The 22492-nt window shown below is 45.6% G+C and carries 23 protein-coding genes; 14 read left to right on the top strand and 9 right to left on the bottom strand.

The features are described from left to right. The first annotated feature begins 21 nt into the window (after positions 1 to 21). The 7 genes from ACF8OV_RS22060 (at position 22) to ACF8OV_RS22030 (ending at position 5990) form a co-directional block, all read left to right on the top strand. Positions 22 to 1074: a DUF1254 domain-containing protein gene (locus ACF8OV_RS22060; RefSeq protein ID WP_042762690.1), complete on the top strand. Its 1053-nt coding sequence runs from the start codon at positions 22 to 24 to the stop codon at positions 1072 to 1074. Between the two features lie 122 nt (positions 1075 to 1196). Then, entirely contained in the window at positions 1197 to 2084 is an 888-nt protein-coding gene (locus tag ACF8OV_RS22055; RefSeq protein ID WP_025630265.1) for a LysR family transcriptional regulator, read from the top strand. A 246-nt stretch (positions 2085 to 2330) separates the two neighbouring features. Next, complete coding sequence (gene artP / locus ACF8OV_RS22050) at positions 2331 to 3059, top strand: arginine ABC transporter ATP-binding protein ArtP (protein ID WP_309303819.1); 729 nt, start codon at positions 2331 to 2333, stop codon at positions 3057 to 3059. Positions 3060 to 3147: 88 nt separating this feature from the next. Next, positions 3148 to 3891 (top strand): arginine ABC transporter substrate-binding protein, encoded by a 744-nt coding sequence (locus tag ACF8OV_RS22045; protein WP_005483358.1) that lies wholly within the window; start codon positions 3148 to 3150, stop codon positions 3889 to 3891. Between the two features lies 1 nt (position 3892). Next, a complete protein-coding gene (gene artQ, locus ACF8OV_RS22040; RefSeq protein WP_203504084.1) occupies positions 3893 to 4582 on the top strand; it encodes an arginine ABC transporter permease ArtQ in 690 nt (229 codons plus the stop codon). Beyond that, positions 4579 to 5247 carry an arginine ABC transporter permease ArtM gene (gene artM / locus ACF8OV_RS22035; protein WP_020842245.1) on the top strand — a complete coding sequence of 223 codons (669 nt, stop codon included), beginning with the start codon at positions 4579 to 4581 and terminating at the stop codon, positions 5245 to 5247. The genes artQ and artM overlap by 4 nt, the downstream gene beginning before the upstream one ends. A 170-nt stretch (positions 5248 to 5417) precedes the next feature. After that, complete coding sequence (locus tag ACF8OV_RS22030) at positions 5418 to 5990, top strand: protocatechuate 3,4-dioxygenase (protein WP_025623500.1); 573 nt, start codon at positions 5418 to 5420, stop codon at positions 5988 to 5990. 15 nt (positions 5991 to 6005) lie between these two features. Here ACF8OV_RS22030 and ACF8OV_RS22025 read toward each other — a convergent pair whose 3' ends face one another. Continuing rightward, positions 6006 to 6839 carry a LysR family transcriptional regulator gene (locus tag ACF8OV_RS22025; protein WP_140279290.1) on the bottom strand — a complete coding sequence of 278 codons (834 nt, stop codon included), beginning with the start codon at positions 6837 to 6839 and terminating at the stop codon, positions 6006 to 6008. A gap of 128 nt (positions 6840 to 6967) precedes the next feature. Between ACF8OV_RS22025 and ACF8OV_RS22020 the strand changes: the two genes are divergently transcribed. Next, entirely contained in the window at positions 6968 to 7615 is a 648-nt protein-coding gene (locus tag ACF8OV_RS22020; RefSeq protein WP_077672827.1) for a glutathione S-transferase family protein, read from the top strand. Positions 7616 to 7682: 67 nt separating this feature from the next. Here ACF8OV_RS22020 and ACF8OV_RS22015 read toward each other — a convergent pair whose 3' ends face one another. From ACF8OV_RS22015 to pdhA, 4 genes are all read right to left on the bottom strand, one after another. Then, complete coding sequence (locus ACF8OV_RS22015; protein WP_203504081.1) at positions 7683 to 9344, bottom strand: electron transfer flavoprotein-ubiquinone oxidoreductase; 1662 nt, start codon at positions 9342 to 9344, stop codon at positions 7683 to 7685. 236 nt (positions 9345 to 9580) lie between these two features. Beyond that, positions 9581 to 10735 carry a dihydrolipoamide acetyltransferase family protein gene (locus ACF8OV_RS22010; protein ID WP_025539751.1) on the bottom strand — a complete coding sequence of 385 codons (1155 nt, stop codon included), beginning with the start codon at positions 10733 to 10735 and terminating at the stop codon, positions 9581 to 9583. Beyond that, positions 10732 to 11715, bottom strand: coding sequence for an alpha-ketoacid dehydrogenase subunit beta (locus ACF8OV_RS22005; protein WP_005455773.1), 984 nt, complete (start codon positions 11713 to 11715; stop codon positions 10732 to 10734). The genes ACF8OV_RS22010 and ACF8OV_RS22005 overlap by 4 nt, the downstream gene beginning before the upstream one ends. Beyond that, complete coding sequence (gene pdhA / locus ACF8OV_RS22000) at positions 11708 to 12802, bottom strand: pyruvate dehydrogenase (acetyl-transferring) E1 component subunit alpha (protein WP_015313094.1); 1095 nt, start codon at positions 12800 to 12802, stop codon at positions 11708 to 11710. The genes ACF8OV_RS22005 and pdhA overlap by 8 nt, the downstream gene beginning before the upstream one ends. 685 nt (positions 12803 to 13487) lie before the next feature. Between pdhA and ACF8OV_RS21995 the strand changes: the two genes are divergently transcribed. The 3 genes from ACF8OV_RS21995 (at position 13488) to yegD (ending at position 16210) form a co-directional block, all read left to right on the top strand. Further along, the gene (locus ACF8OV_RS21995) at positions 13488 to 13808 is read left to right on the top strand and encodes a DOPA 4,5-dioxygenase family protein (RefSeq protein WP_005455725.1); all 321 of its coding nucleotides are present in this window, start codon (positions 13488 to 13490) and stop codon (positions 13806 to 13808) included. Positions 13809 to 14145: 337 nt separating this feature from the next. Then, entirely contained in the window at positions 14146 to 14772 is a 627-nt protein-coding gene (locus tag ACF8OV_RS21990) for a hypothetical protein (RefSeq protein WP_005455765.1), read from the top strand. Positions 14773 to 14857: 85 nt separating this feature from the next. Continuing rightward, positions 14858 to 16210, top strand: a complete 1353-nt coding sequence (yegD, locus tag ACF8OV_RS21985) for a molecular chaperone (protein ID WP_203504078.1) — start codon at positions 14858 to 14860, stop codon at positions 16208 to 16210. 106 nt (positions 16211 to 16316) lie between these two features. Here the strand turns inward: yegD and ACF8OV_RS21980 are convergent, their stop codons facing one another. Further along, positions 16317 to 16790 (bottom strand): copper chaperone PCu(A)C, encoded by a 474-nt coding sequence (locus tag ACF8OV_RS21980; RefSeq protein ID WP_005455763.1) that lies wholly within the window; start codon positions 16788 to 16790, stop codon positions 16317 to 16319. A gap of 90 nt (positions 16791 to 16880) precedes the next feature. Next, positions 16881 to 17342: a hypothetical protein gene (locus tag ACF8OV_RS21975; RefSeq protein ID WP_029817003.1), complete on the bottom strand. Its 462-nt coding sequence runs from the start codon at positions 17340 to 17342 to the stop codon at positions 16881 to 16883. Between the two features lie 379 nt (positions 17343 to 17721). Between ACF8OV_RS21975 and ACF8OV_RS21970 the strand changes: the two genes are divergently transcribed. Then, positions 17722 to 18765 carry a hypothetical protein gene (locus ACF8OV_RS21970; RefSeq protein ID WP_029823395.1) on the top strand — a complete coding sequence of 348 codons (1044 nt, stop codon included), beginning with the start codon at positions 17722 to 17724 and terminating at the stop codon, positions 18763 to 18765. A gap of 95 nt (positions 18766 to 18860) precedes the next feature. On the opposite strand, the gene ACF8OV_RS21965 is transcribed toward ACF8OV_RS21970, so the two are convergent. Next, on the bottom strand, positions 18861 to 19157 hold the full coding sequence (locus ACF8OV_RS21965; RefSeq protein ID WP_020842237.1) for a hypothetical protein: 297 nt from the start codon (positions 19155 to 19157) through the stop codon (positions 18861 to 18863). A 158-nt stretch (positions 19158 to 19315) separates the two neighbouring features. Continuing rightward, on the bottom strand, positions 19316 to 20509 hold the full coding sequence (locus ACF8OV_RS21960; RefSeq protein ID WP_193271648.1) for a DUF5666 domain-containing protein: 1194 nt from the start codon (positions 20507 to 20509) through the stop codon (positions 19316 to 19318). Between the two features lie 90 nt (positions 20510 to 20599). Here ACF8OV_RS21960 and ACF8OV_RS21955 point away from each other — a divergent pair, with 90 nt between their 5' ends. Together ACF8OV_RS21955 and ACF8OV_RS21950 are read left to right on the top strand one after the other, a co-directional pair. Beyond that, positions 20600 to 21268 carry a response regulator transcription factor gene (locus ACF8OV_RS21955; RefSeq protein WP_005463721.1) on the top strand — a complete coding sequence of 223 codons (669 nt, stop codon included), beginning with the start codon at positions 20600 to 20602 and terminating at the stop codon, positions 21266 to 21268. Further along, positions 21240 to 22481 carry a HAMP domain-containing sensor histidine kinase gene (locus tag ACF8OV_RS21950; protein WP_025546859.1) on the top strand — a complete coding sequence of 414 codons (1242 nt, stop codon included), beginning with the start codon at positions 21240 to 21242 and terminating at the stop codon, positions 22479 to 22481. Before ACF8OV_RS21955 ends, ACF8OV_RS21950 begins: the two co-directional genes overlap by 29 nt. The last annotated feature ends 11 nt before the right edge of the window (positions 22482 to 22492 follow it).

Below are 22492 nucleotides of genomic sequence, written 5' to 3'. Positions count from 1 at the left end.
CTATATTGAAGGATAGAAAATATGAAAAAGACGGCCCTTATGTTGTCCGCGATAGCCTTAACAATATCTAGTAGCATTCAAGCTCATGAAGCTACCTTGGAGAATGTCGCTCGTGACTTTGCAGACCAACCGACGAAAGAAACAGATTGGTATATGTCACGTTTGCAAAAGGAGATCCCAGTTAATACATTCAAACACAATCGGATTCCTTCAAATAAAGATCATCAATTCGTGATCCGTGAAAATGAAGATACCATGTATAGTCATGCAATTCTTGATGTGACCAAGTCTGCGACTATATCGATGCCTAAGTATGATGAATATGCCATCGTTCAAGTTATTGATGAGAATCACTATACAATAGCAGAAGTTTATCCAGGTCAAACACTGAATTTGACACCAGACATGTTGAGTTCTGGTACTCATGTTTTTCTAAATACACGAGTAGCTGCTTCTAATAGCCAAGACCTAAAGGCGCTTAAAAAAGCGAATGAGTATCAAGATTCTATAAAGATTAGTTCTGTGACATCAAATCCTTACATATCAAAAGGCTTCAGCGAAAAACAAGTACTAGCAGCGAGAGCTAAAGTGCAAAAGCTTCGTCCCAAGATACCTATGCCATTTGATATGTTTGGGAACAAAGGAACAGTTGATTTAACTTCGTTTGTTATAGCATCTTCTGCTGGTTGGGCTGGTTTACCATCAGATGCAGCTGTCTATTTACCGCAAATACCGGGTAATACCGGAAGTACTGAGTGCAGTTCTTTGACAATTAATCCGCCTCCTTTACAGTACAAACGACATGCATTCTTTAGTATGACTGTATATGACAAAGATGGTTGGATTGCTGATGACGATTTTGCTATTTCCAACAAACGGATGACTCCAAATCAAGATGGTACCTATACATTTCGCTTTAATTGTAAAGGACAGCCAAACAATTTGGACGTACGGAAGGGTTGGAGTGGATTACTGAGAATGTATCTTCCAGACTCTAAGCAAGCAATACAAAACTATGTTTTGAACGACTATTTGAAAAATGCTCGCTTGGTAAAAGGGCCAAGCATCAAGTAGTGCAAGCAAGAGTTACTTATACCAAATGATGAGTCATAGTATCAATCTGTGGCTCTTTTAACACTACATCAGGTCTTCAGTAATATTGATATTTCCTAGCTATTTTGTGGCACAGCGTTTTTATGCAAAAAACAATTGACTTAAACTTAATACATACATTCTTGGTTGTTACTGACACTCTTTCTTATACAAAAGCTGCCGCTCAACTAGGAGTAACACAGCCAGCGATTAGTGCTTCAATAAAAAGGCTGGAAGAAGCTTCCAAAAAAAAGTTATTTGTTAAAAATGGTAGAGGAATTGAGCTAACAAGTACTGGTCAGGAGTTACTGCCAAAATTTTATAATGCTATAAATATTATCAATGACGCTCTCTCTAAATCTGAGTCACTAAAAGTATTCTGCAATGATGTATCCCTACAACATCTAACATCAATGGACAATGTGGTTCTTAATGAGACAACATCGGATGAAAACGCACTTTGTGAGTTACTTCATAACAGAAAGGCAGATCTAATCGTTGGAAATGTTACCAATAACCAGACATCCGTGTTAGTGGAGGAAATCTACCGAGAGCCGTTAGTTGTTATTTGTAGAAAAGATCATCCTAGGATTGGGAATCGAATGGATATAGATACTTTCTACAATGAAAAGCATTGTGTTTTAGCAATGAATTGGGATTTAGATAAAGAAGTCGAGTCTTCACTAAATATCACGTTAAAAACTAGCCAAATAGAATTGATTACTTCTTCTTATTTTGGGGTGCTTTCAAATGTATCACATCGTTATTGCCTAGGAGTTGTCCCATTATCTTTAGTGATCAATTGTGGAAGTGCTTTTGATGTTAAATATTTTCATAGCCCTTTTCCAAATAGTACTTTTAAGTGTCAAATGGCATATCATAAAAGACAAGCTAATTGCCTAAGGCATAGAGAAATACGTGAAAGCGTTAAAAGAGATTTAGTTAATGCCAAATCAACATTTCTCGAAAAGAATTTAACCACTTTTAGATAATCGTGGTATTTCGCCACTAATGATATCTTATCGTAGATAAACGAGTAAAAAGGCCAGCAAGTAAGCTGGCTTTTTTGATCAACAAATTCTGTAAAAACCACACTCATCAAACCAGTCATATTATCTATCTCGCTGTTCATTTCTTATACAAAAAGTTAACAAATTAAATTTTTATACATTTTTATTGCATAAAAACTCCTTGTTGGTAAGATGAATGCCAAGTGACAATTAATGCGGTATTGCAGCATGAGTATTCAGGTAAGCGGAATCAACAAATCCTACGGTGACACACAAGTTCTTCACGATGTGAGTTTCAATTGTGAAAACGGTGAAACGCTAGTGTTACTGGGTCCAAGCGGCGCGGGGAAGAGTTCTTTATTACGTGTTCTAAACCTTTTGGAAGGGGCGGATAACGGCAAGTTAAACATCGCCAATGACGTCTTCGATTTCTCGGCTGAAATCAAAGAAAAGCAAGGTTTAGCGCTTCGCCGTAAAGTGGGCATGGTATTTCAGCAATACAACTTGTGGCCTCACATGACGGTCATGGAGAACTTGATTGAAGCGCCTATTAAAGTGTCTGGAATGGATAAAGAAGAAGCTAAGACCCAAGCGATGCAAATTTTGTCTAAGTTGCATTTGACTGATAAGGCTGACGCATGGCCGATGCAGCTATCTGGTGGTCAGCAACAACGTGTGGCGATTGCTCGTGCATTGATGATGAAACCGGAAGTCTTGCTTTTTGATGAACCGACCGCAGCTCTTGATCCGGAAATTACGAACCAAGTCGTTAAGATTATTAAAGATTTAAGCGAAACTGGCATCACCCAAGTCGTAGTGACGCATGAGGTCGATTTTGCTAAGAAGATTGCTAGCCACGTTCTGTACCTCGAGAAAGGACACATCGTAGAGCATGGTACGCACGACGCTTTTGCTAACCCGCAAACCACACAGTTTGCTGATTATCTAAAGCACTAAAAACAACACCAATAAGTTCAGTCAACTAACAGATAAGCTCGGCTGTCATTGCGAGTGTCAGCCCAAGACGTACACACGGAGTATTGCAATGAAAAAGATTCTACTAACTTCACTAATCGGCCTTATTTCTGCAAACGTGGCAGCAAACGCAGTGGCACAAGATGAAATCAAATTCGCGATGGAGGCGACGTACGCACCATTCGAATACATGGATGAAAACAATCAAATCCAAGGTTTCGATGTGGATCTGGCGAATGCTCTATGTAAAGAAATGGACGCAAAATGTAGCTTCCACAACCAATCTTTCGATAGCTTGATCCCTGCATTAAAATTCAAACGTTATGATGCGGCTATTTCTGCAATGGACATTACTGAAGCACGTCTTGAGCAAGTCAATTTCTCGAATGCTTACTACGACAACTCAGCAGCGTTTGTTTCTATCAAAGACAAAGTCGCTGACCAAAACGCGTTAGAAGGTAAGCGTGTAGGCGTTCAAAACGGTTCAACTCACCAAAGCTACCTTATCGAGCAAATGCCGGGTGTAACGTCGGTTCCTTACTCAAGCTACCAAGATGCTTTCATCGACATGAAGAATGGCCGTATTGATTCTGTATTTGGTGACACAGCGGTAGTGGCGGAGTGGTTCAAGAAGGAAGACAACCTTGCGTACGTTGGTGAGCGCGTTACGAATCCTAAATACTTCGGTAATGGTTTTGGTATCGCAGTAAACAAAGGCAACGATGAACTTGTGAACAAGCTAAACACAGCGCTAGAAGCCGTGAAAGCGAACGGCGAATACGACGCAATCTACAACAAGTACTTCGGTAAGTAATATGGCGTTAACGGGTTACTCTTTATCGCTTGTACAAGCTAGCTGGATGACGGTTCAGCTAGCCTTCACAAGCCTTTTCGTCGGTTTAATTCTGGCAGTGGTATTCGCCAGTGGTGAAATGTCTCGTCGCGTATTCGTGAAATGGCCTACAACGGCGTTTGTTACGGTGGTGCGTGGCTTGCCAGAAATCCTTGTCGTGTTGTTCATCTATTTTGGTTCGACTCAGGTTCTGTTTTTAATCACCGGAGACTTTATTGAGGTTAGCCCGTTTTTGTCTGGTGTGGTGGCGTTATCGTTGATCTTCGCTTCCTATGCTTCTCAAACTCTGCGCGGCGCATTAAAAGCCGTAGGCAGAGGACAGAGAGAAGCTGCAAGCGCACTCGGTATCAGTCAGTTTCACGCGTTTGTGCGCATTGTGTTGCCACAAGCCGTGCGACATGCGCTTCCTGGTTTAACCAACCAATGGTTGGTTTTGCTAAAAGACACGGCGCTGGTTTCTTTGATTGGCGTGACGGATCTGCTGAAACAAGCTCAGCTTACGTCGGCAGCAACGCACGAAGCGTTTACTTGGTATGCGACGGCAGCGGCGATTTACTTAGTGATCACGCTTATCACGCAGCGCGCGGTCAAAGTGATTGATAAGAAATTCTCAATCCAAGGCATGAGTATGGGGCAGGAGGCAAACGCATGAACGAACAACATGTATGGCAAATGCTGGATGGTTTAGGCACTAGCCTTCAATTAACGGCTGCGTCTTTGGCTGTCGGCTGTATTCTTGCACTATTGATGACCTTGACGTTGATTCTACGCACTCCGGGTTTGCACTGGGTAAGCCGTGGCATCATCACGCTGTTTACTGGGACACCGTTGCTGGTTCAGATTTTCTTGGTCTACTACGGTCCGGGTCAATTTGATGCAGTTAGAGAGAGTGTGCTGTGGACTTGGCTGAGCCAACCTTGGTTCTGTGCCATGTTAGCGTTGGCATTAAATACGGCTGCGTACAGTACTCAGCTTTTCAAAGGTGCGTTTAATGCGATTCCTTCAGGTCAATGGCAAGCGTGTCGTGCGCTGGGTATGAACAAAAGTGCCACGTTACGTGTGTTACTTCCTTATGCGATTCGCCGCGCGGTGCCTGCTTACTCAAACGAAGTGATTTTGGTGTTCAAAGGCACGTCTTTGGCAAGCACCATCACCATCATGGACTTGATGGGCTATGCTCAGCGCATTAATGCTCAAACCTACGATACATTAATGGTTTTCGGTGTAGCAGGCGCGTTTTATCTGAGCGTGAATGGGATTCTGACGCTTATCTTCCGCCAAGTTGAGAAGAAAGCTCTGGCTTTTGAAGCCGTATAAATACCAAACCATTGTTGATTTAAGTTCATCACATCTTCAATTTCACCATGCCTCTGCGACTGACTCTCTGGTAGGGGCATTTTTTCTTTCTCTTCTCTTGTTTTACCCGGAAGTGGAAAACTGCGCATCTTTCACCAAACTTAAGTGAGTAGATTTTTCTGGGTAGTAACATGGAACGACGACATTTTCTTGCGCTATGGACATTGATGTTTGCGCCATTTCTTAAAGCGGAAAGCTCGATGCGTCCGACGCCCTCTCAGACCGAAGGGCCATTTTATCCCGTGGTGAAGATTCCGCTTCGCCAAAACCTAATATTGAAACCGGATGCTTTGATTGGAAAGGCGATAACATTGCAAGGTAGGGTGTTGGACGTGTCTGGCAATCCTATTTCTGGTGTTAAAATAGAAATTTGGCAGTGTGATGGCCAAGGGATTTATGACCATCCGAATCAACCCAGCCAAAACAAGTTTGACCCAAGTTTTTCAGGTTTTGGCGCGACAGTAACTGAAGAAGATGGACGCTATTTTTTTCAAACGCTGTTTCCTGTCCCATACAGCTCAAGACCTCCTCACATTCACGTCAAACTGTGGCGTGGCGACCACGAATTGTTGACCACTCAGCTCTACTTGAAAGGACAAACAGGTAACGAATGGTGGGGTGGTAAAGCCCGCGACCATTTACAGTTTGAGCCGGTAAATATTGATCGGCGAATTGTCGGAACGTTCGATTTCGTGATTGCTTAATCTGTTTGATGTTCGCTAGTAAGGCATCAACTCAGCCAGCTGCGACAAGCATTCTGTGTCTAGTATGGGATGAGGTTCGACACCAGTCACCAAAACAATATCCACCGACGGTAGTGGAGGTAGATCTTCTAAGATCTTCAGATCATCTGTGACACTGATTCTTCCCATCGCACCCATCGCCATGCCAGAGCGAACAATGGCTCGCTGCGCAGAAGAGGTGTTACAACAAGCTAAGAGTTGATATGGCGTTCCTCTTTTGGTCAGCGCATTAATAGCGGCGGCGTGGTATTTACAATCGGTTTGAAATAGCGCGAGAGGGACTGGCTGTGATTCGTCGATAGCGAAATCGGGGTGACTGATCCACACGCCTCTATCACTTGCGAGCCAGTATCCTTCTTCGCTATCGGGTGCACGAGTCACGATGGCGGCGTCTAATTTGCCTTCATCTAGCCATTCGCGGAGCGTCACGCTTGGCTCACTGTACACCTGGATAGAGCAGGTCGGTTCGGTTTGCTGCAATACGCGGATGAGTTTCGGCAGCAGACTATCGTTATAGTCTTCTGGACATCCTAAACGCAGTGGGCGTTTGTTTTCGTAGCGTTTTACTTGCTTGACGGCTTGATTGTGCAAACTTACGAGTTGCTCTGCATGCGCACGAAGTGACATACCCGCTTCGCTCAGTACTAGGTTGCGACCTTCCTTTTCGAATAAGCTGACATGGAGTTCATCTTCAAGCTTTCGCATTTGAGCACTAAACGCGGATTGGGTGCGATTGATTTGTTTTGCAGCACGAGTGAAGCTACCTGTTTCAACAAACGCAAGAAAGCTGCGCAGCGCGTCAATATCCATATTCTTTTCTATCCATCGTTTTTGTTGAAGTGTCCCATCAAAACTATCCGTTAGTTTGAAATAAAACAATCAGATATTGTGATTTCACGCTTTAATTAATAACAACACCATTTGGCATGGAGGCAACAATGCAACTCTTTATCGGAAATCAAAACTACTCAAGTTGGTCATTGCGAGCGTGGCTCATTTTTTCTCAATACGATTTAAAAGTGGATGTGACTAAGCTAACGCTGTTTACTGAAGACTTCTACGACAAGCTGGCGAGCGTAACACCAACGGCCAAAGTGCCAACATTGGTTGATGGCGAAGTCACGGTTTGGGATTCCTTAGCGATTTTGGAATATGTGAACGAGCAGTACCTACAGGGAAAGGCGTGGCCGAGCCATGTAGTGGACAAAGCGAAAGCGCGCGCGATTTCGGCTGAAATGCATTCGGGCTTTTTTGATTTGAGAAACGAGTTACCGATGAACTGTCGCGCACGTCGAAAAGTAGATCTGAGCGATGGAGCACTGAAGGATATTGCACGCATAGACGCAATTTGGTCTGAGCAAATGGCAAAGTTCCCAGACGCTTTTTTGTTTGGAGAGTGGTCGATTGCCGATGCTATGTATGCACCGGTTGCGTTGCGCTTTGAAACTTATGGCATTGAATTGTCCCAAGGCGCTAAAGCTTACCAGCAAAAAGTGCTAGCAAGCCAAGCGGTACAAAAGTGGCTAGCGGAAGCAAGTCAAGAAACAGATATTGTGCAAGAAGATGAAGCAGGAGTAGAGGTTTAAGTCCTCGATTTTGCTTCACCCTTTAAGGAGAGAGCATGATAGACACGGTGCTATCATGCTCTATTGACTACATATTCTGATAATTAGGCCCGCCACCGCCTTCTGGCGTCTTCCACGTAATGTTTTGTGACGGATCTTTTATATCGCACGTTTTACAATGTATGCAGTTCGCAGCGTTGATTTGAAACTTCACTTTCCCATCAATTTCGACCACTTCGTAAACCCCGGCAGGGCAGTAACGCTGGCTTGGCTCATCAAACAACCCGAGGTGCACATCGATGGGGATATGAGGATAAGTCAAAACAAGATGGCACGGTTGGTTTTCTTCATGTTGTGTGCCGGATAAAAACACCGAAGATGGTTTATCAAAGCTGATTTCTCCATCCGGTTTTGGATACTCAATCGGCGGGCATTCATTTTTGGGTTTTAACTGTTCGTGATCGTGGGAATGGTCTTTCACTGTCCACGGTATTGGCTTTTTAATCAGAGGAAGCCACAAGTTGTGCTCGAAGGTAGAAAGAGCTCCGCCAAACAGGGTACCGAACTTATGCAGGTTCGCTCCAAAGTTACGCGTTTCGGCGAGTTCATCGTACAGCCAAGAGGCTTCAAATCGCGTTTGATAATCAGGTTCACGCCTTGAGTCTTGTAATGCCTGATGAATGGCTTCTGATGCTAGTAAGCCTGATTTCATCGCGGTGTGGCTGCCTTTTATCTTCGCAACGTTAAGTGTTCCTGCATCACAGCCAATTAATAAACCGCCGGGGAATTGTTGTTTCGGTAAAGAAGATAACCCACCTTTTGCGATGGCTCTTGCGCCATAAGCGATACGCTGCGCCCCTTTTAGGTATTGTTTGATTGCAGGGTGGTGTTTAAAGCGCTGAAACTCATCGAATGGGCTCAAGTGGGGATTGCGATAGTTAAGATCGACAATCAACCCGATTGCAATTTGGCTGTTTTCCATGTGATAGAGGAATCCACCACCAGTTGTGTTGGTTTCGCTCAATGGCCAACCGGCGGAGTGGATGACGTTGCCTGTAAAATCTTTCGCATCAGCCGGCAGCTCCCAAATCTCTTTCAAGCCTAATGCGTAATGCTGAGGTTGTTTGCCTGCATCCAAATCGAAATGACGAATGAGCTCTTTTCCTAAATGCCCATGGCACCCTTCAGCAAACAGCGTGTATTTGGCTTTAAGTTCAATGCCCGGTTCGAAATTGGCTTTCTCTTGTCCGTTTTTATCCAGCCCCATATCGCTGGTGGTGATTCCAGTAACGGCACCTGATTCATCGTAGTTAACGCTCGCAGCGGCAAAACCAGGAAATACTTCAACACCGAGCTGCTCAGCTTGAGTAGCAAGCCAGCGACAAAGATTAGCAAGGCTAATAACGTGATTGCTTTCGTCATTATGCATGGGTTTAGGCGTGAGGAAGTGGGGCACACGTATATGATTAAGCTCCGTTGTTAGATAGAGAAAATCATCATGTTGAACGGGGGTTGAAACGGGCGCTCCCATTTCCTTCCAATCTGGGAAAAGCTCGTCTAAGGCGCGAGTTTCAAACACCGCACCAGATAATATATGTGCGCCGACCTCAGAGCCTTTTTCTACCACACAAATTGACAGCGCTTCGCCTTCACGATCTTGGTTCAACTGTGCTAATCGACATGCTGCACTTAACCCCGCAGGGCCAGCTCCGACGATCACCACATCAAACTCCATGCATTCACGTTCCATTTTTGTGCTTCCTTTTTATTTTCGTCATCTGGGTGACATTTTTCGTTTATATAGAAAACTATAGCTCAGTTAACGTAAACGTGAATTCGATGAGAGGTGGTCAAGGTTTTGAAATATGAAAGAATGACATGAGTATGAAAATCAAACCATTAGTGATGATTGTATCTGTTCGGTTGGTGGGTTTGAATTAGCGCGTAAAGCAGAAAAAAGGCTTCCATTTAGGAAGCCTTATGTCGTTATGACTTAGTTACACTTGGCCTTTGCAGATGTTCTGCAAGCACCTTGGTAAAGCGCGCGGCTTCACCGCCGGTACAAGCTCTGTGGTCAAAGGTAATGGACAGCGGCATCGCTTTTACGGCCACGGCTTGACCGTTACGGATCACGACCCGGTCCACAATTCGTCCTGCACCGACAATCGCGACTTGCGGTGGCGAAACCACTGGTGTTGCGAAAATGCCGCCAATGGCCCCAAAGTTGGATAAAGTAATGGTTGCGTGTTGTAAGTCTTCTCGGCTGATCTTTCTGTCTCGGATGCCTTTGACGGTTTGATCGAGCCAGCGACGAACGTCTTGCGGTTCATACTCATCCGCGTGGCGAAGCACGGGGACATACAGTCCGTGACGGCTATCCACCGCTACACCAAGATTGACGGTAGGATGAACACAGCGCGTCATGGTTTCGGCATCGAACCAAGCGTTGAGAGCTGGCTCTTGTTGACAAGCGTAAACGATAGCTTGTACCAGACGAATGCTGATGTCCTCGTTTGGCAACCAATCTTCCAATAACGCTTCTTCGGTAATGGTCACCGCTGCGACGTTTTGATGCGATTCTGCCATGGTCGAGACCATCGTACGGCGCGCTCCTTTGAGCACTTCAGTGCCAGGAACTTGTTTGCCTGCTTCTTCGTAAACATCGGCATCGACGATCAAACCGCTTGGTCCGCTACCGACCATCGTTTTCAAATCTACGCCTAGCTTTTTCGCTAGCAAACGCGCGGAAGGTAAAGCGGTGATGAGTTTGTCTGCCGATTTGTTGTGGCTGCCGCCCACCCAAAAATCGTCAACATTTACATTATGAGATTGGTGAGATACGGTGCCAACAACGGTTGCGGCATCGGCGGTTTGTCGTTTTTCCGCAGAGACAGTGTTTTCTGCGCCACTTTCGTCGATTTCTAGAAGTAGGGCGCCAATATTAATCACGTCGCCTTCTTCACCATGGCGGCTGACAATTCTGCCTGTGTACGGAGCAGGAACGTCTACGGTTGCTTTCGCCGTCTCAACAGTGAGGATCACTTGGTCTAGTTTGACCATGTCACCCACATTGACATGCCATTTTACAATTTCTGACTCAGCGAGACCTTCGCCGAGATCGGGTAAGTTAAACGTCTTCATTTCCAATCCTCCACGAGCTCGCGCGCTGCGATCACAATGTCTTCTTCCTGAACCATGAAATAATCTTCGTTACGGTAATAAGGCATAATGGTATCCATACCTGTGACTCGTTTAGGTGGCGCTTTTAGCAAGCACATCGCGTGCTCGGCGGTTCGAGCCAGCAGCTCAGAACCCACACCACACGTTTTACTGGCTTCATGTACAACCAGCAGGCGTCCGGTTTTCTCTAGTGAACGGAAAATCGTCGCGGTATCAATCGGCTTAATACTTGCCAGATCAATGACTTCGACTTCGATCCCTTGGCTTGATAGGGTTTGCGCAGCTTGGAGAGATTCAACAACACATGCTCCCCATGTCACGAGCGTAATATCTCGACCTTTGCGCAGCGTAAAACAAGTGTCTAACGGCAATGCTTCCCCGTTATCAATCACTTCGGATTTAACGGTGCGATAGATGCGTTTGGGTTCAAAGAACATCACTGGATCGTTACTGCGAATGGCAGCAAGCAGCAAACCGTAAGCACGCTGAGGGGAAGATGGAATCACCACTTTAAAGCCTGCGGTATGTGCAAACAGTGCTTCAATGCTTTCTGAGTGGTGTTCCGGCGCGTGAATGCCGCCACCAAAAGGCGCGCGGAATACAGCCGGACAAGTGAGGCGTCCACGAGTACGGTTACGCATTCTGGCCGCGTGACACATTAGGTGCTCCATAGCCGGGAAGACGAAACCTTGGAACTGAAATTCTGCAACAGGGCGTAAACCTTGAGTTGCCATGCCCACTGCAACGCCGCCGATTAAGGCTTCTGCAAGCGGAGTATCGATGACGCGTTTTAGTCCATACTTTTGTTTGAGCCCGACGGTTGCGCGGAATACGCCGCCGTTATCGCCCACGTCTTCGCCAAGTACGACGACGTTTGGATCGTGTTCCATTTCATGATGCAGAGCGAGGTTTACTGCTTCAACTAACGTAAGTTCAGCCATGTTTACCTCCTTGCATTCGCATTGCTTTATTGATCAATTCATCGCGTTGAGCGTGAAGCTCTTGAGGAAGCGATTCGTAGAGGTAATCGAATCCGGTTTCAGGCGCTTGTTGAGGCAAGTTTAAGTAGCGTTCAACCGCGAGCTCGACTTGTTCCTTGCAGTCGCTTTGCCATTGTTGCTCTTGTTCATCGCTCCAAGCACCTTGATTGATCAAAAAGGTTTTTAGTCGGCTCACGGGCTCGAATTGCCATGCGGTTTGCACGTCATCTGCATTACGATAACGCGTCGCATCGTCGGCGGTGGTGTGGTCACTTAGGCGATAACTTACCGCTTCGATCAGTGTCGCCCCTTTGCCTTTTCGTGCTCGCTCTAATGCGTTCATGGTGGCGTCGTACATAGCAACAACGTCGTTGCCATCGACGGTAATCCCTGGAATGCCAGCACCTTTTGCTTTTTCAGAAAGAAACTCCGCCGCGCATTGCAAACTGCGTGGTACAGAAATCGCCCACTGGTTGTTATTCACCACAAAAACCAACGGAATGTTCCATGTTCCTGCGCAGTTGATGGATTCGAGAAAATCTCCTTTGGATGTCCCACCGTCGCCACACATGACCAGTGCCGCTTCGTGGTTGCCTTGAATTTTCAACGCAGAAGCAACGCCGACCGCATGTGTACATTGTGTTGCGATTGGGACACAAAATGGCAAGTCTCGGCTTGGGATAGGGCTGCCTTCTGGCGCGAAGTCACTGCCGCGCTCATCGCCGCCCCAATATTGAAGATTTTTTTCCATACCAATGCCACGACACCACATCGCAGGCATATCGCGATAATAAGGGACGAAGACGTCATCGGTTTTTAATGCCCGTCCTACCGCTATACCAATGGCTTCTGAGCCAAGGTGTGAAGGGTAGGTACCTAGCTTACCTGTTCGTTGCAACGCAACGGCTTTCTGATCGTAGGTGCGAGTTAATACCATGTCGCGGTAAAACCCGACCAAAGTTTCAATGTCAGCCCAGTTGGGTAGTTGGCCGACTAGGTTCCCATCATGGTCGATAAACCGATGCATGGGTAACGCCTGAACGTTCATCTCAAGCTCCTTTTGACGCTGCGGGTCTTTTGGACTGCAGCTGTTCATTATTAAACCAAAGTCTGTATGGGTACTCAGTCTTTGATATCAGCGCAAAAGGCCATACCTAGGGTTGCGAATGTCATCGAGCGTTTGAGGCATCTATTTGTCCCTTAAACGATTGGTCTCTCACACCGCTGCTTGTTTGAAAAACACATTGTTTTAAAACGCAAGACCTCGTGTTGACTGCTATTCACTTGGCCCAACCCTCTGATTCAATCTTGGTATAACCAGATACAGTAAGTGTAAACAAAATGTTAAATTGTGCTTTAATTCGACTTTAACCCATCAGTAAAGTTTTGCTTACACCCCATTTTTGCAGAGTAAAATACTGGTTTTTTATATTATTCATTTCAAAATCTGAATTTAACCACTTTCATTTGTTACAAAAATGCAACAAAATTGGGCTGTGAAATTTGACAAACAAAGCTAAAGTATTTGAGTGTCGTAGATTTATTTGTTGCAGAAAGATAACTTCTTCCCAATCAGACGGAATCAAGGTAGGGTGGCAGTCAATTGAAGAAGTTTGGATTCCAACGTGCCTAAGCGGCGTTAATTCGAACCTAGTGTGGCTAAGTGTTTAGATGGCTACACAGGCTTTGAACGACGGGGGAGTGCAACACTTAGAATTCAGATTGGAGAAGTTATGTACCACGTTCACGTTTACTTTCCTTTGCAACAATTGGAAAAAGCACAAGCTCTGAATGAGATCATCCGCCAAGAGCGTCAAGATGTGTTGCGCGTGTATCCATTGGTCGACAGATTAGTCGGCCCGCACAAGATGCCGATGTTTGAAATGCACCTTGAGTCGATCAGTGAAGAGTTTTTGGCTTGGTTAGATACCATTCGTGGGGATTTTTCTGTGCTTATACACCCGGTCAGCGAACGAGAACTGCGTGATCACACAGAGAGCGCGATTTGGTTAGGTCGCGAACTAGGTGTTTTCGAAGAAAAGCTAGAAAATTAACGATTTTTGCCCAAATGGCATAGACGTATGACGTCGATATCATTTGGGCGCGTTCCCTCTCTTCCTATTTCCTTCCCTGCAATCCGTCCCGTAGTGTGCTAGACCTAAAGGTGTGCCTTCGCACGTTTAAAACCGTTAGCGTGCTCGTTTTTAAAACGAACATTACTCGCTGAGTAAACATATAAGATAGAAAAATCATCGCAATTCTAATCGCTTAGAAAGGCTTAAATACGCGTTAAACGATGTGTGACGTTAGCGATGACGATGACAATTAGGGAAGTGCAGTTTACGACCTCAATAGCAACGGCAGTGGCACAGACATTTCTAAGGGGGGAGTATGTTGACGATACTGTTGATTGCATTGGCGCTGTATATTTTCTGGCTACTGTTTCGAAATGGCCCTGCATTTGCCGAGCGACTCCCAGACCACAAACGCAATTGGGTTGGCCCCACCGCTAATCAAGAAGAATGGCGGGGCTATTGTGCGGATGTATTTCAACCTTTTAGTTCCCGCACAACTTTCTATGCTATTGCCTATTTTGCCAATTATATTGCAGTGGCGAATGCGATCTCTTGGTCCATCGTCTACGAAGGCAATTATCCTGTTATGATGAGCCGTTTCGGCAGCTACTTTATTGTTAGTACGCACGACGCCATGCTGGTAGCTGGATTTGTTTCTCTGGCTTTTTTTATCATTAACTGGCAATTGGCGATGCACTGCGCGAGTTTACTCAGCCAATATTTAGTGCGAATCCTCATCATCAATCGCACGCGTTTTGTCGCCATGAGTTTAGTGTTCAGCAGCTATTTTGCTTACTTGTTAACGATAGGAATTTTTTGGCTGTTTCACGACACGTACTCAATTTGGCAAGGATTGAAACTCACGCCTGCTTTTCTTTTATTAGCGTTATTGTTAGCCGTCGTGTTACCTGCCATAAAAAAAGAAACGTCCGAAAGCGAATAAGCGAGAATCGCTCTACCGTTTAAGTAGTAATTCATGTGCCATTGAGTTAGCATTGCCGACCTTTTTTTCGTCAGTGGGAGGACTCATGTATATTGGCTTTGACTATGGCACTGCAAACTGTTCAGTGGCAAAAATGGAATCAGGCAAGCCTGTTTTGCTAAATCTTGAAGGGGATAGCCCGTTCATTCCTTCCACCCTAGCAGCTCCGACTCGTGAGTCTGTGTCTGAGCATTTGTTTCGTCACCGTGACATCAAACCGTTTGATCAAGTTGGAGAGCAGGTACTGCGCCGCGCAATCAACTTGAACCGAGAAGAGAGCATCGAGCTGGAGCCAGAAGACATCGCGTTTGGTCAGGCAGCGTTGAACCGCTATTTAGAAGACCCACGCGATATCTATTACGTGAAGTCACCAAAGTCGTTTCTTGGTGCATCTGGCTTGCGTGATGTTCAGCTGAGCTTCTTTGAAGATCTGGTTTGCGCCATGATGGACAACATCAAAGCTCAGGCAGAAAACCATGCTCAGCAAAGCATTACGGATGCGGTGATTGGTCGCCCAATCAACTTTCATGGTCGTGGTGGAGAAACGGCGAACATTCAAGCGGAGAATATTTTGCTTCGCGCTGCCAAACGTGCCGGTTTTCAAAATATCGAATTTCAGTTTGAGCCCGTCGCCGCTGGATTAGAATACGAGGCGACGCTTAGCGAAGACAAACTGATTTTGGTGGTGGATATCGGTGGTGGTACAACCGACTGTTCTTTGATTCAGATGGGGCCATCTTGGCGAGGAAAAGCAGACAGAACGGCAAGTTTGTTGGCTCACAGTGGTCAGCGTGTCGGCGGTAACGATCTGGATATCGCGTTGGCTTTCAAACAGTTGATGTTCCCGTTTGGGATGGAAAGCAAGATGGAGTCGGGCATTGTGATGCCGACGACTCAGTTTTGGAATCCGATTGCTATCAATAACGTTGAAGCGCAAAACGACTTCTACTCACGTGAGAATTTAGCGGCGTTAAAATTGTTGAAGAAACAGGCACAAGAGCCAGAAAAACTAGCGCGCTTGCTAGAGGTTTATCACGAATCATTAGGCTACAACATTGTCCGCCGTGCAGAAGAAGCGAAGGTGGCACTCTCTGATCAAACGGCTTACCGTACTGGCATCAACTTATTGTCGGAGCTGATTAAAGTGGACGTTCAGCGCGATGAGATGATTGAAGCGATTGAATCACCAAAGAATAAGATGACGGCGCTGGTAACAGAAGCTGTTGAGCAAGCAGGCGTAAAACCGGATGCGATCTTTATGACTGGTGGTTCCGCTCGTTCGCCGATTTTACGTGACGCGGTACAAACCGTGTTGCCAAATATTCCTGTCGTCAGCGGTAACTATTTTGGTTCGGTAACCGCAGGCTTGGCACGCTGGGCGGACGTTTGCTTTAAGTGATCTTTAGTTCTGAGCGAGTTACTGATGTCACGCGCTAAATAGAACCTTTTTCTAATAAAAGAGCCCGGCAGTATGACCGGGCTCTTTTGTATGGAATGAAAGGGACTTAGTGGTGCATGTGTTTTTCCATATGACCTTTCTTTTCCACCGCCATTTCAACATCGATTTTGCCTGCGTTTTTGAACGTCAGCGTCATTGGGAAGCGATCGCCTTCTTGCAATGTTTGCGTTGGGTTGAAGATCATTAAGTGGAAGCTGCCTGGCTTAAATACCACGGTTTCGTGTGCCGCTACACGCACTTCATCGATTTTTATCATCTTCATTACACCGTCTTCGTTCGCGTGAGTGTGGATCTCCACGCGGCCAGCGATTGGGCTTTCTGCTGCGATCAACGCGTCTTCCGTATCCCCATGGTTGGTCAGCTGAAAGAATCCGCCAATAACAGGAGCATTTGGCGGCGCTTCACGACTCCAAGGATGATCGATGTGAATTTTTCCGGTTTCGTAATCGTGAGCAAGGCTCATAGGGCTAGCAATGAGAGCGATAAGTGACAAAGTGGCGATTTTCATTTGTTTAAGCATGTGTATTTTCCTTTTAAATAGAATGACTTCCCGAGTAAATGCTCAATGGGATAGTTGTTATTATTGTTAGCCTGGGTTCTTAAAGAACCATTAGGCAGGAAAAACACAAGGAGGGGATTGCTTTGGTGCGATATGCTGGTAAACCAATCTGCCGCATTGAGCAAAATGGTAGGGCGTGAGCGCGTGTTTAACGCGGCGTAACCACTGAATGGTGGCAAGATAAAGCCCAACCGCGACAAGCAAGAAAAATTGCACGGCTTGCAGCAGTGGACATTCAAACTGGAAACCGTCGTGTAGCTTCAAGTTATCAATAAATTCGGAAGACGGTTGAGCGTTTGCAGCGATGAGTGTATTGATGTCGACCCACTTAAAACCTTCAGCGGTACAGAGCAACACCTTTTCATTCTGAACTTTGTTAAGCCAGCTTTTATTGTGCACTTGCGTGGGATTGAGCGCCGCAGTGGAGGCCAAATACAGCTGAAACAGTACCGCGAAAATAACCGCAAGAGCGGCGACGCGTTGTTTCCTAGGTTGTATTTGAGTGGTTTCCATACGATTTGGTATCTGGCTGATTCGGCGCAGGATACTAACAAATAACCCTAAAAATGTAACTGAAAGATTTCCAAAAAGTGATGCAAGTGTGTTTTGTTTGTGTGCATTACCCACCGCGCGAAAATGTGCAAAAGGAAAAACCAGGTGAGTCGTGAACCCAAGGCTATTAACGACGGGCGATAGCGAAAATTGACTGGCGAGTTAGTGTGCAAAATTTGAGGGATAAAGGATCAAACTGAACACTGATTCTGCACTTGTTTTACGTTAACGGAATTATGACAGTAATTTAATAAAGGATACGGTATTCTCTCGCTCCTTTGTGTATTCCTGAGCGTTTCTTGCTGTGGCAAGAGAGGCGTCATCTTAAGAAATTTCTCCAATGAAATACGAACAACAGATCGAATTTCGATACCCTAAAGGTCGATTCGCGATGGTGAGTGTTTATACATTCACAGGCGCCGCTATTTTAGCGTCGACGATTTTTTCTCTATTGCTATTTTTATCAATTGACGACAACCCAATGATGCAGGCGCTGTTTGGTGGTTTGGCCATCATCTTTGAAGCTGGCAAATTTTATGCGTGGTATGAATACGGCGAGCGTCGCGCCCACAGAAATTACGGTGGGGCAATTACGGCCTTGGTGTTTTACTCTGTGCTTGCCGCTATCTCTATTGGCGGTAGTATCGGCGGCATCAACAGCGCGACTAACAGCGCACAAAGCCATATTTCTGTCGAGCAAGCAAAAATCGAAGCGTTTAACCGCCAGATTGCGTCTATCGATAAACAGATCGAGCTGAACAACATAGCGGCGCAGAAGTACATCGAAATGGAGCGCATCGCAACGGGGGTGACGCGAATTCAAGAGCAAAACAAAACCCTGCGTGAAGAACAGCAGAGATTGGCGATGGAGCGAGACAGCCTGCCTCCGGTAACGCAAGGCTCGGTCATCGGTCTGATCGATAGCCTTGCAAATGCGTTCGGTACGACATCGCAACAAGCTCAGTTATGGCTGGTGGTGTTCTTATCCATCCTGCTCGATTTCTTTGCGGCGTTTTTTGTTGGTTTGATTGGTGAAGAGCAACGTTTCCGTCACTATTACCGTCGCTACGCAGGCATGACCGTGGCATCAATTCGCGATATTGACCCAGAGCCAGCGGGTTATCTACCACACATTAAGGATGAAGATGAACCCGCCATTGAGCAAAAAGTTGAAGAACCGGAAGAGCCAAAAACACTGCTAGAACAGGTGAGCGATGCCCTTAAAACTCATCAAATCACGTGTACGAAAAAAGCGGTAGCGAAGCAATTTAGACTTTCTGCGGAAGAGGTAGACAAAGTCTTCGAAGAGCTGGCAGAGCTTGGGCTGGTGGGTAAAAAAGCCAACCACCATTACCATTGGATTGGTCAAGCTGAAGCCGCTTAATGGTCTAGACTCAGTAAATATTTAAAGAGCGTCGATGGGCGCTCTTTTCTGTTTCCGCAATTTATCTTCCACGCTTAAACTTAATCGCTTAAGCCTTAATCTTTATTGAGCTTTTTGGTCACGTCTTTCACCGTTTTCTTCTCTTTTTCTGGTGTCATCGCATCAACTGCTTTGCCTGCCATCCCTTCATCCGGCAGTTTGTCTTTTCCTGCATCAACTGCGGTATCTTTCAATGCTTCTTTAGGCGTACAGCGACCGCCAACACCAACCACGGCTTTTGTTGCTGCGGCTTTGGCTGCTTTTTCTGCATCGCAGTCGGGGTCCATCACGCTAGCTAAGCTGGTGGTTGAACCAAAAAGCAAGATAAGCAGAGCGAGGTTACGTTTTTTCATGGTAGTCACCGATGTTGTGAAACATAGGTAAAGTGTAATTGAGGGAAAAGAGTTTGGCTGAGAATTTGCTGGTTTAATCTAGGGATGCAAAGTAAGAAAAAGTGCCACCGAAGTGACACTTTTATTGGGCTTTGTTTAAACGTGGTGGTAGACCTAGTTTAGTCGTCGTAGCCTTCTCGCTCGATTTCGCGAGCGACGTTTTGATTATTGATGATCACACCATCGACTTCGACACGAGCACCATTCAAGTTAAGTTCTTCAATGCCTTGGAATTGAGTTTGCGCATCGATAACCACTAATTTGTTATTTAGCCGTTGATCAGCATCATTCTCACAACGTTCGATTTCAAATGTTCTTGCATTCGCATCGTAATTTGACACATAACCTTCACATTCAAATTCTTTGCCTTGCCATTGATGGTTGTCATCAAAATCTGGCGCTTCAAACTCAACGACGGTGGCAATGCGTTTGCCATTTCTCAAGACAGAAGAAACGTCGACTTCTTGGCCTTGTTTTAAACTCATTTTGCTACCGTCTTCGAATCGAGTTGCGTTATCAACAAAGAACGCACCGCGGTAGTTTAGTGAAAACTCGCTGTAATCGTTCGCAACCCAAGTGACGATGCCTTCTACATCGCTGTCGTTTTCTAGGTTGTCATAGCCTTCTATTTCGACGTCAGAGGCGACAAAAATATCCCCCTCCATTTTGCCTTCCGCTTCTACCCATTGACCTACTTTTAGTTGGTCCACACTGTGGTAAGACACGGTGATGTTTGCGCCCAGTTTGAAGGTGCTTTGGTTTGCATCAATGCTTGCGATTCGGCCTTCAATTTCGTACATGTCGCCTATGCTTGGGTAGTGGTCAACGTCAATTTCCACCACAGATAAGACTTTGTAGCCAGCATCAGCAGTTGGAAGTGAAGACACCATCACCCAATCACCTAAATCGATCTCGTTACTTAAGCCATCAAACTGCAGTTCTACACCATTTACGGAGAAGGTTTTCTTTGCGTAATCAATGGCAGTCACTCGACCAGTAATGGTTGGTTCTAGTGACACAACGGCATGCGCATCTGTTGTTTTTTGGATGTTTTCATCCACTTTTACCATCATATTTGGTTGCACAACAGCTAACGCTAATGGAGTTGTACCGTAAACCACCTTTGAAACGCGGTAAGTATATCCATTGACGGTTAATGTGCTTTCTTTAGCATCTACAGATTCAACAGACCCAATAGCCGCACTTGGTTTTGCTGCTGGGAGTGTTGATGAGCTGTCGTTATTGTCGCTGCCAGAACCACCACAACCAGACAATGCCAAACCTACGACAGAAATAAGAGCCAGTTTTTTCATTGTATTAACCTCAATTTACGAGCTAGTTTAGGAATTTGGCGGTATCTTATGAGGCATACCGTGAAGAGATCGTGAAGAAATGTGAGTCGTATGAAAATTTTAATTGTTGATGATAACCACAATGTTTCCGAGACCATTGCTGACTACCTAGAACTCGAAGGTATGACGATAGATTGCGCGTATCACGGAGAGGCTGCGCTGGCGTTGTTGGAAGATAACCATTACGACGTGATCATTATGGATATCATGATGCCAAAACTCGATGGCATCAGTACCGTACAAAAGCTGCGTCAGGAACAGTTTTGCGGAACGCCCATTCTTTTTCTAACCGCAAAAGACACATTAGATGACAAAATAGCGGCATTTAAAGCGGGTGGGGATGACTACTTAATGAAGCCGTTTGCGATGCAAGAGCTCAGCTTACGCATTCATGCTTTAGCTAGTCGTGGTCCACGCCAAGACATTGGTACGCTGACGTTCGCTGATATCTGTTTAGATGCGCGCACTGGTAAAGTCACGCGCGATGGTAAAGAGATCAAGCTAAGTCGCATCCAAACCAAAATCTTAAAGTTGCTCTTGAAGTACGCGCCTGCGTCAGTATCACGAACGGAAGTGATCGAAAGTGTTTGGGGTGACGAACCACCTAGTAGTGATGCATTACGCAGTCATATTTATGGTTTGAGAACTGCGCTCGATAAAGGTTTTGAAGAATCACGATTAGAGACTATTCATGGACAAGGCTACCGACTTAAAGCATAACGAATACCCAAGTATTTATCGCAAGATTCGCTGGGGTTTTGGCGTGATGACGTTCGTCATGTTTACGCTGTTTTGGTCACTGATTTATGTCGCAGAAAACAAACTTGAGGTATTGAGCCTTCATCACTGGCTCGATACAGAAGCGGCGCTCTACACCGAAAATTTTCAAAAGCAGGGTTGGAAGGCCCCGTTACCAAACAAGTTGGAATTTAACTCCTATTGGAGTAAAGCACCGACGCCAAGTTGGTTGCTCGCGTTCAAATCTCCAGGCTTTTATGAATACTTGTTGGGCGAAGAGGATAAGCACTTTGTGGTGTTTGATCATCCTTCTGGCGAAGGTTTGATGTACATCGTCTTCCAAGATGACTCGGACGATTATCTGGATGAATATGAAAGCTCATTGCACCAGTTCACTCTGTTATTGGGCGGGTTGTTTTCCTTGATTATGCTTGGTTACGGTATTTATATGGTGAAAATTTTGTCTCGACCGCTCGCTAAAATCGAGTCAAAAATCAGCCAGATGCCACCCGACCAGCCTGCATTTGAAGTGGAAACGAAGTTCAGTGAAACGCGCCATATTGAGCAGACGTTGTTAGACAGTAAGAACGACATCGCGGGCTATTTCCGCCGCGAACAAGAGTTTAGTCGCTTTGCCTCCCATGAGCTTCGCACGCCTATTATGGTGATCGCAGGCTCAACAGACATTTTATCTCGAGTGCCTGACCAGCCAAGGGTGGCACAAAAAGCGATTGCGCGAATGCAAGCTGCGTGTGAAGACATGCGCGTTTTGACCGAGGCGTTTTTGTTGTTAGGCAAAGAGAAAATTGAGCCGCAGCACTTTGGCGAACAAACGCTTTTAGTTTGTTTACACCAGCAATTGGAAGAGCTTGCTCCGTTGTTTGCAAAGCAAGATGCGCATTATCAGCTTAACGAACAAAATAGCGGCGAAGTGTATGCGCCAGCAAGCTTCGTGACGATAGTCATCAACAATTTAATCAAAAATGCATTCAGTTATAGCGTTGGAGACATCGAGATCGATCTACAGCAAAACACGCTGATTATCACCAATCGTCATGACGGGAACGAAACGTATAATGCGGGTTATGGTTGCGGCTTAGTGATTGTGCAACGCATTTGTGAACGGATGGGGTGGCCGTTTGAATTAAACGATGATGGCGTCCGATTTAGCGCGAAAGTGACGTTTGTTTCTTAACGTCCAAATCT

It is taken from the genome of Vibrio sp. GLN_1 (assembly GCF_043106015.1).
Lineage (GTDB): Bacteria > Pseudomonadota > Gammaproteobacteria > Enterobacterales > Vibrionaceae > Vibrio > Vibrio parahaemolyticus.
Note: the sequence above shows the minus strand (reverse complement) of the source record. Positions and strands in the feature narration are given on the sequence as shown.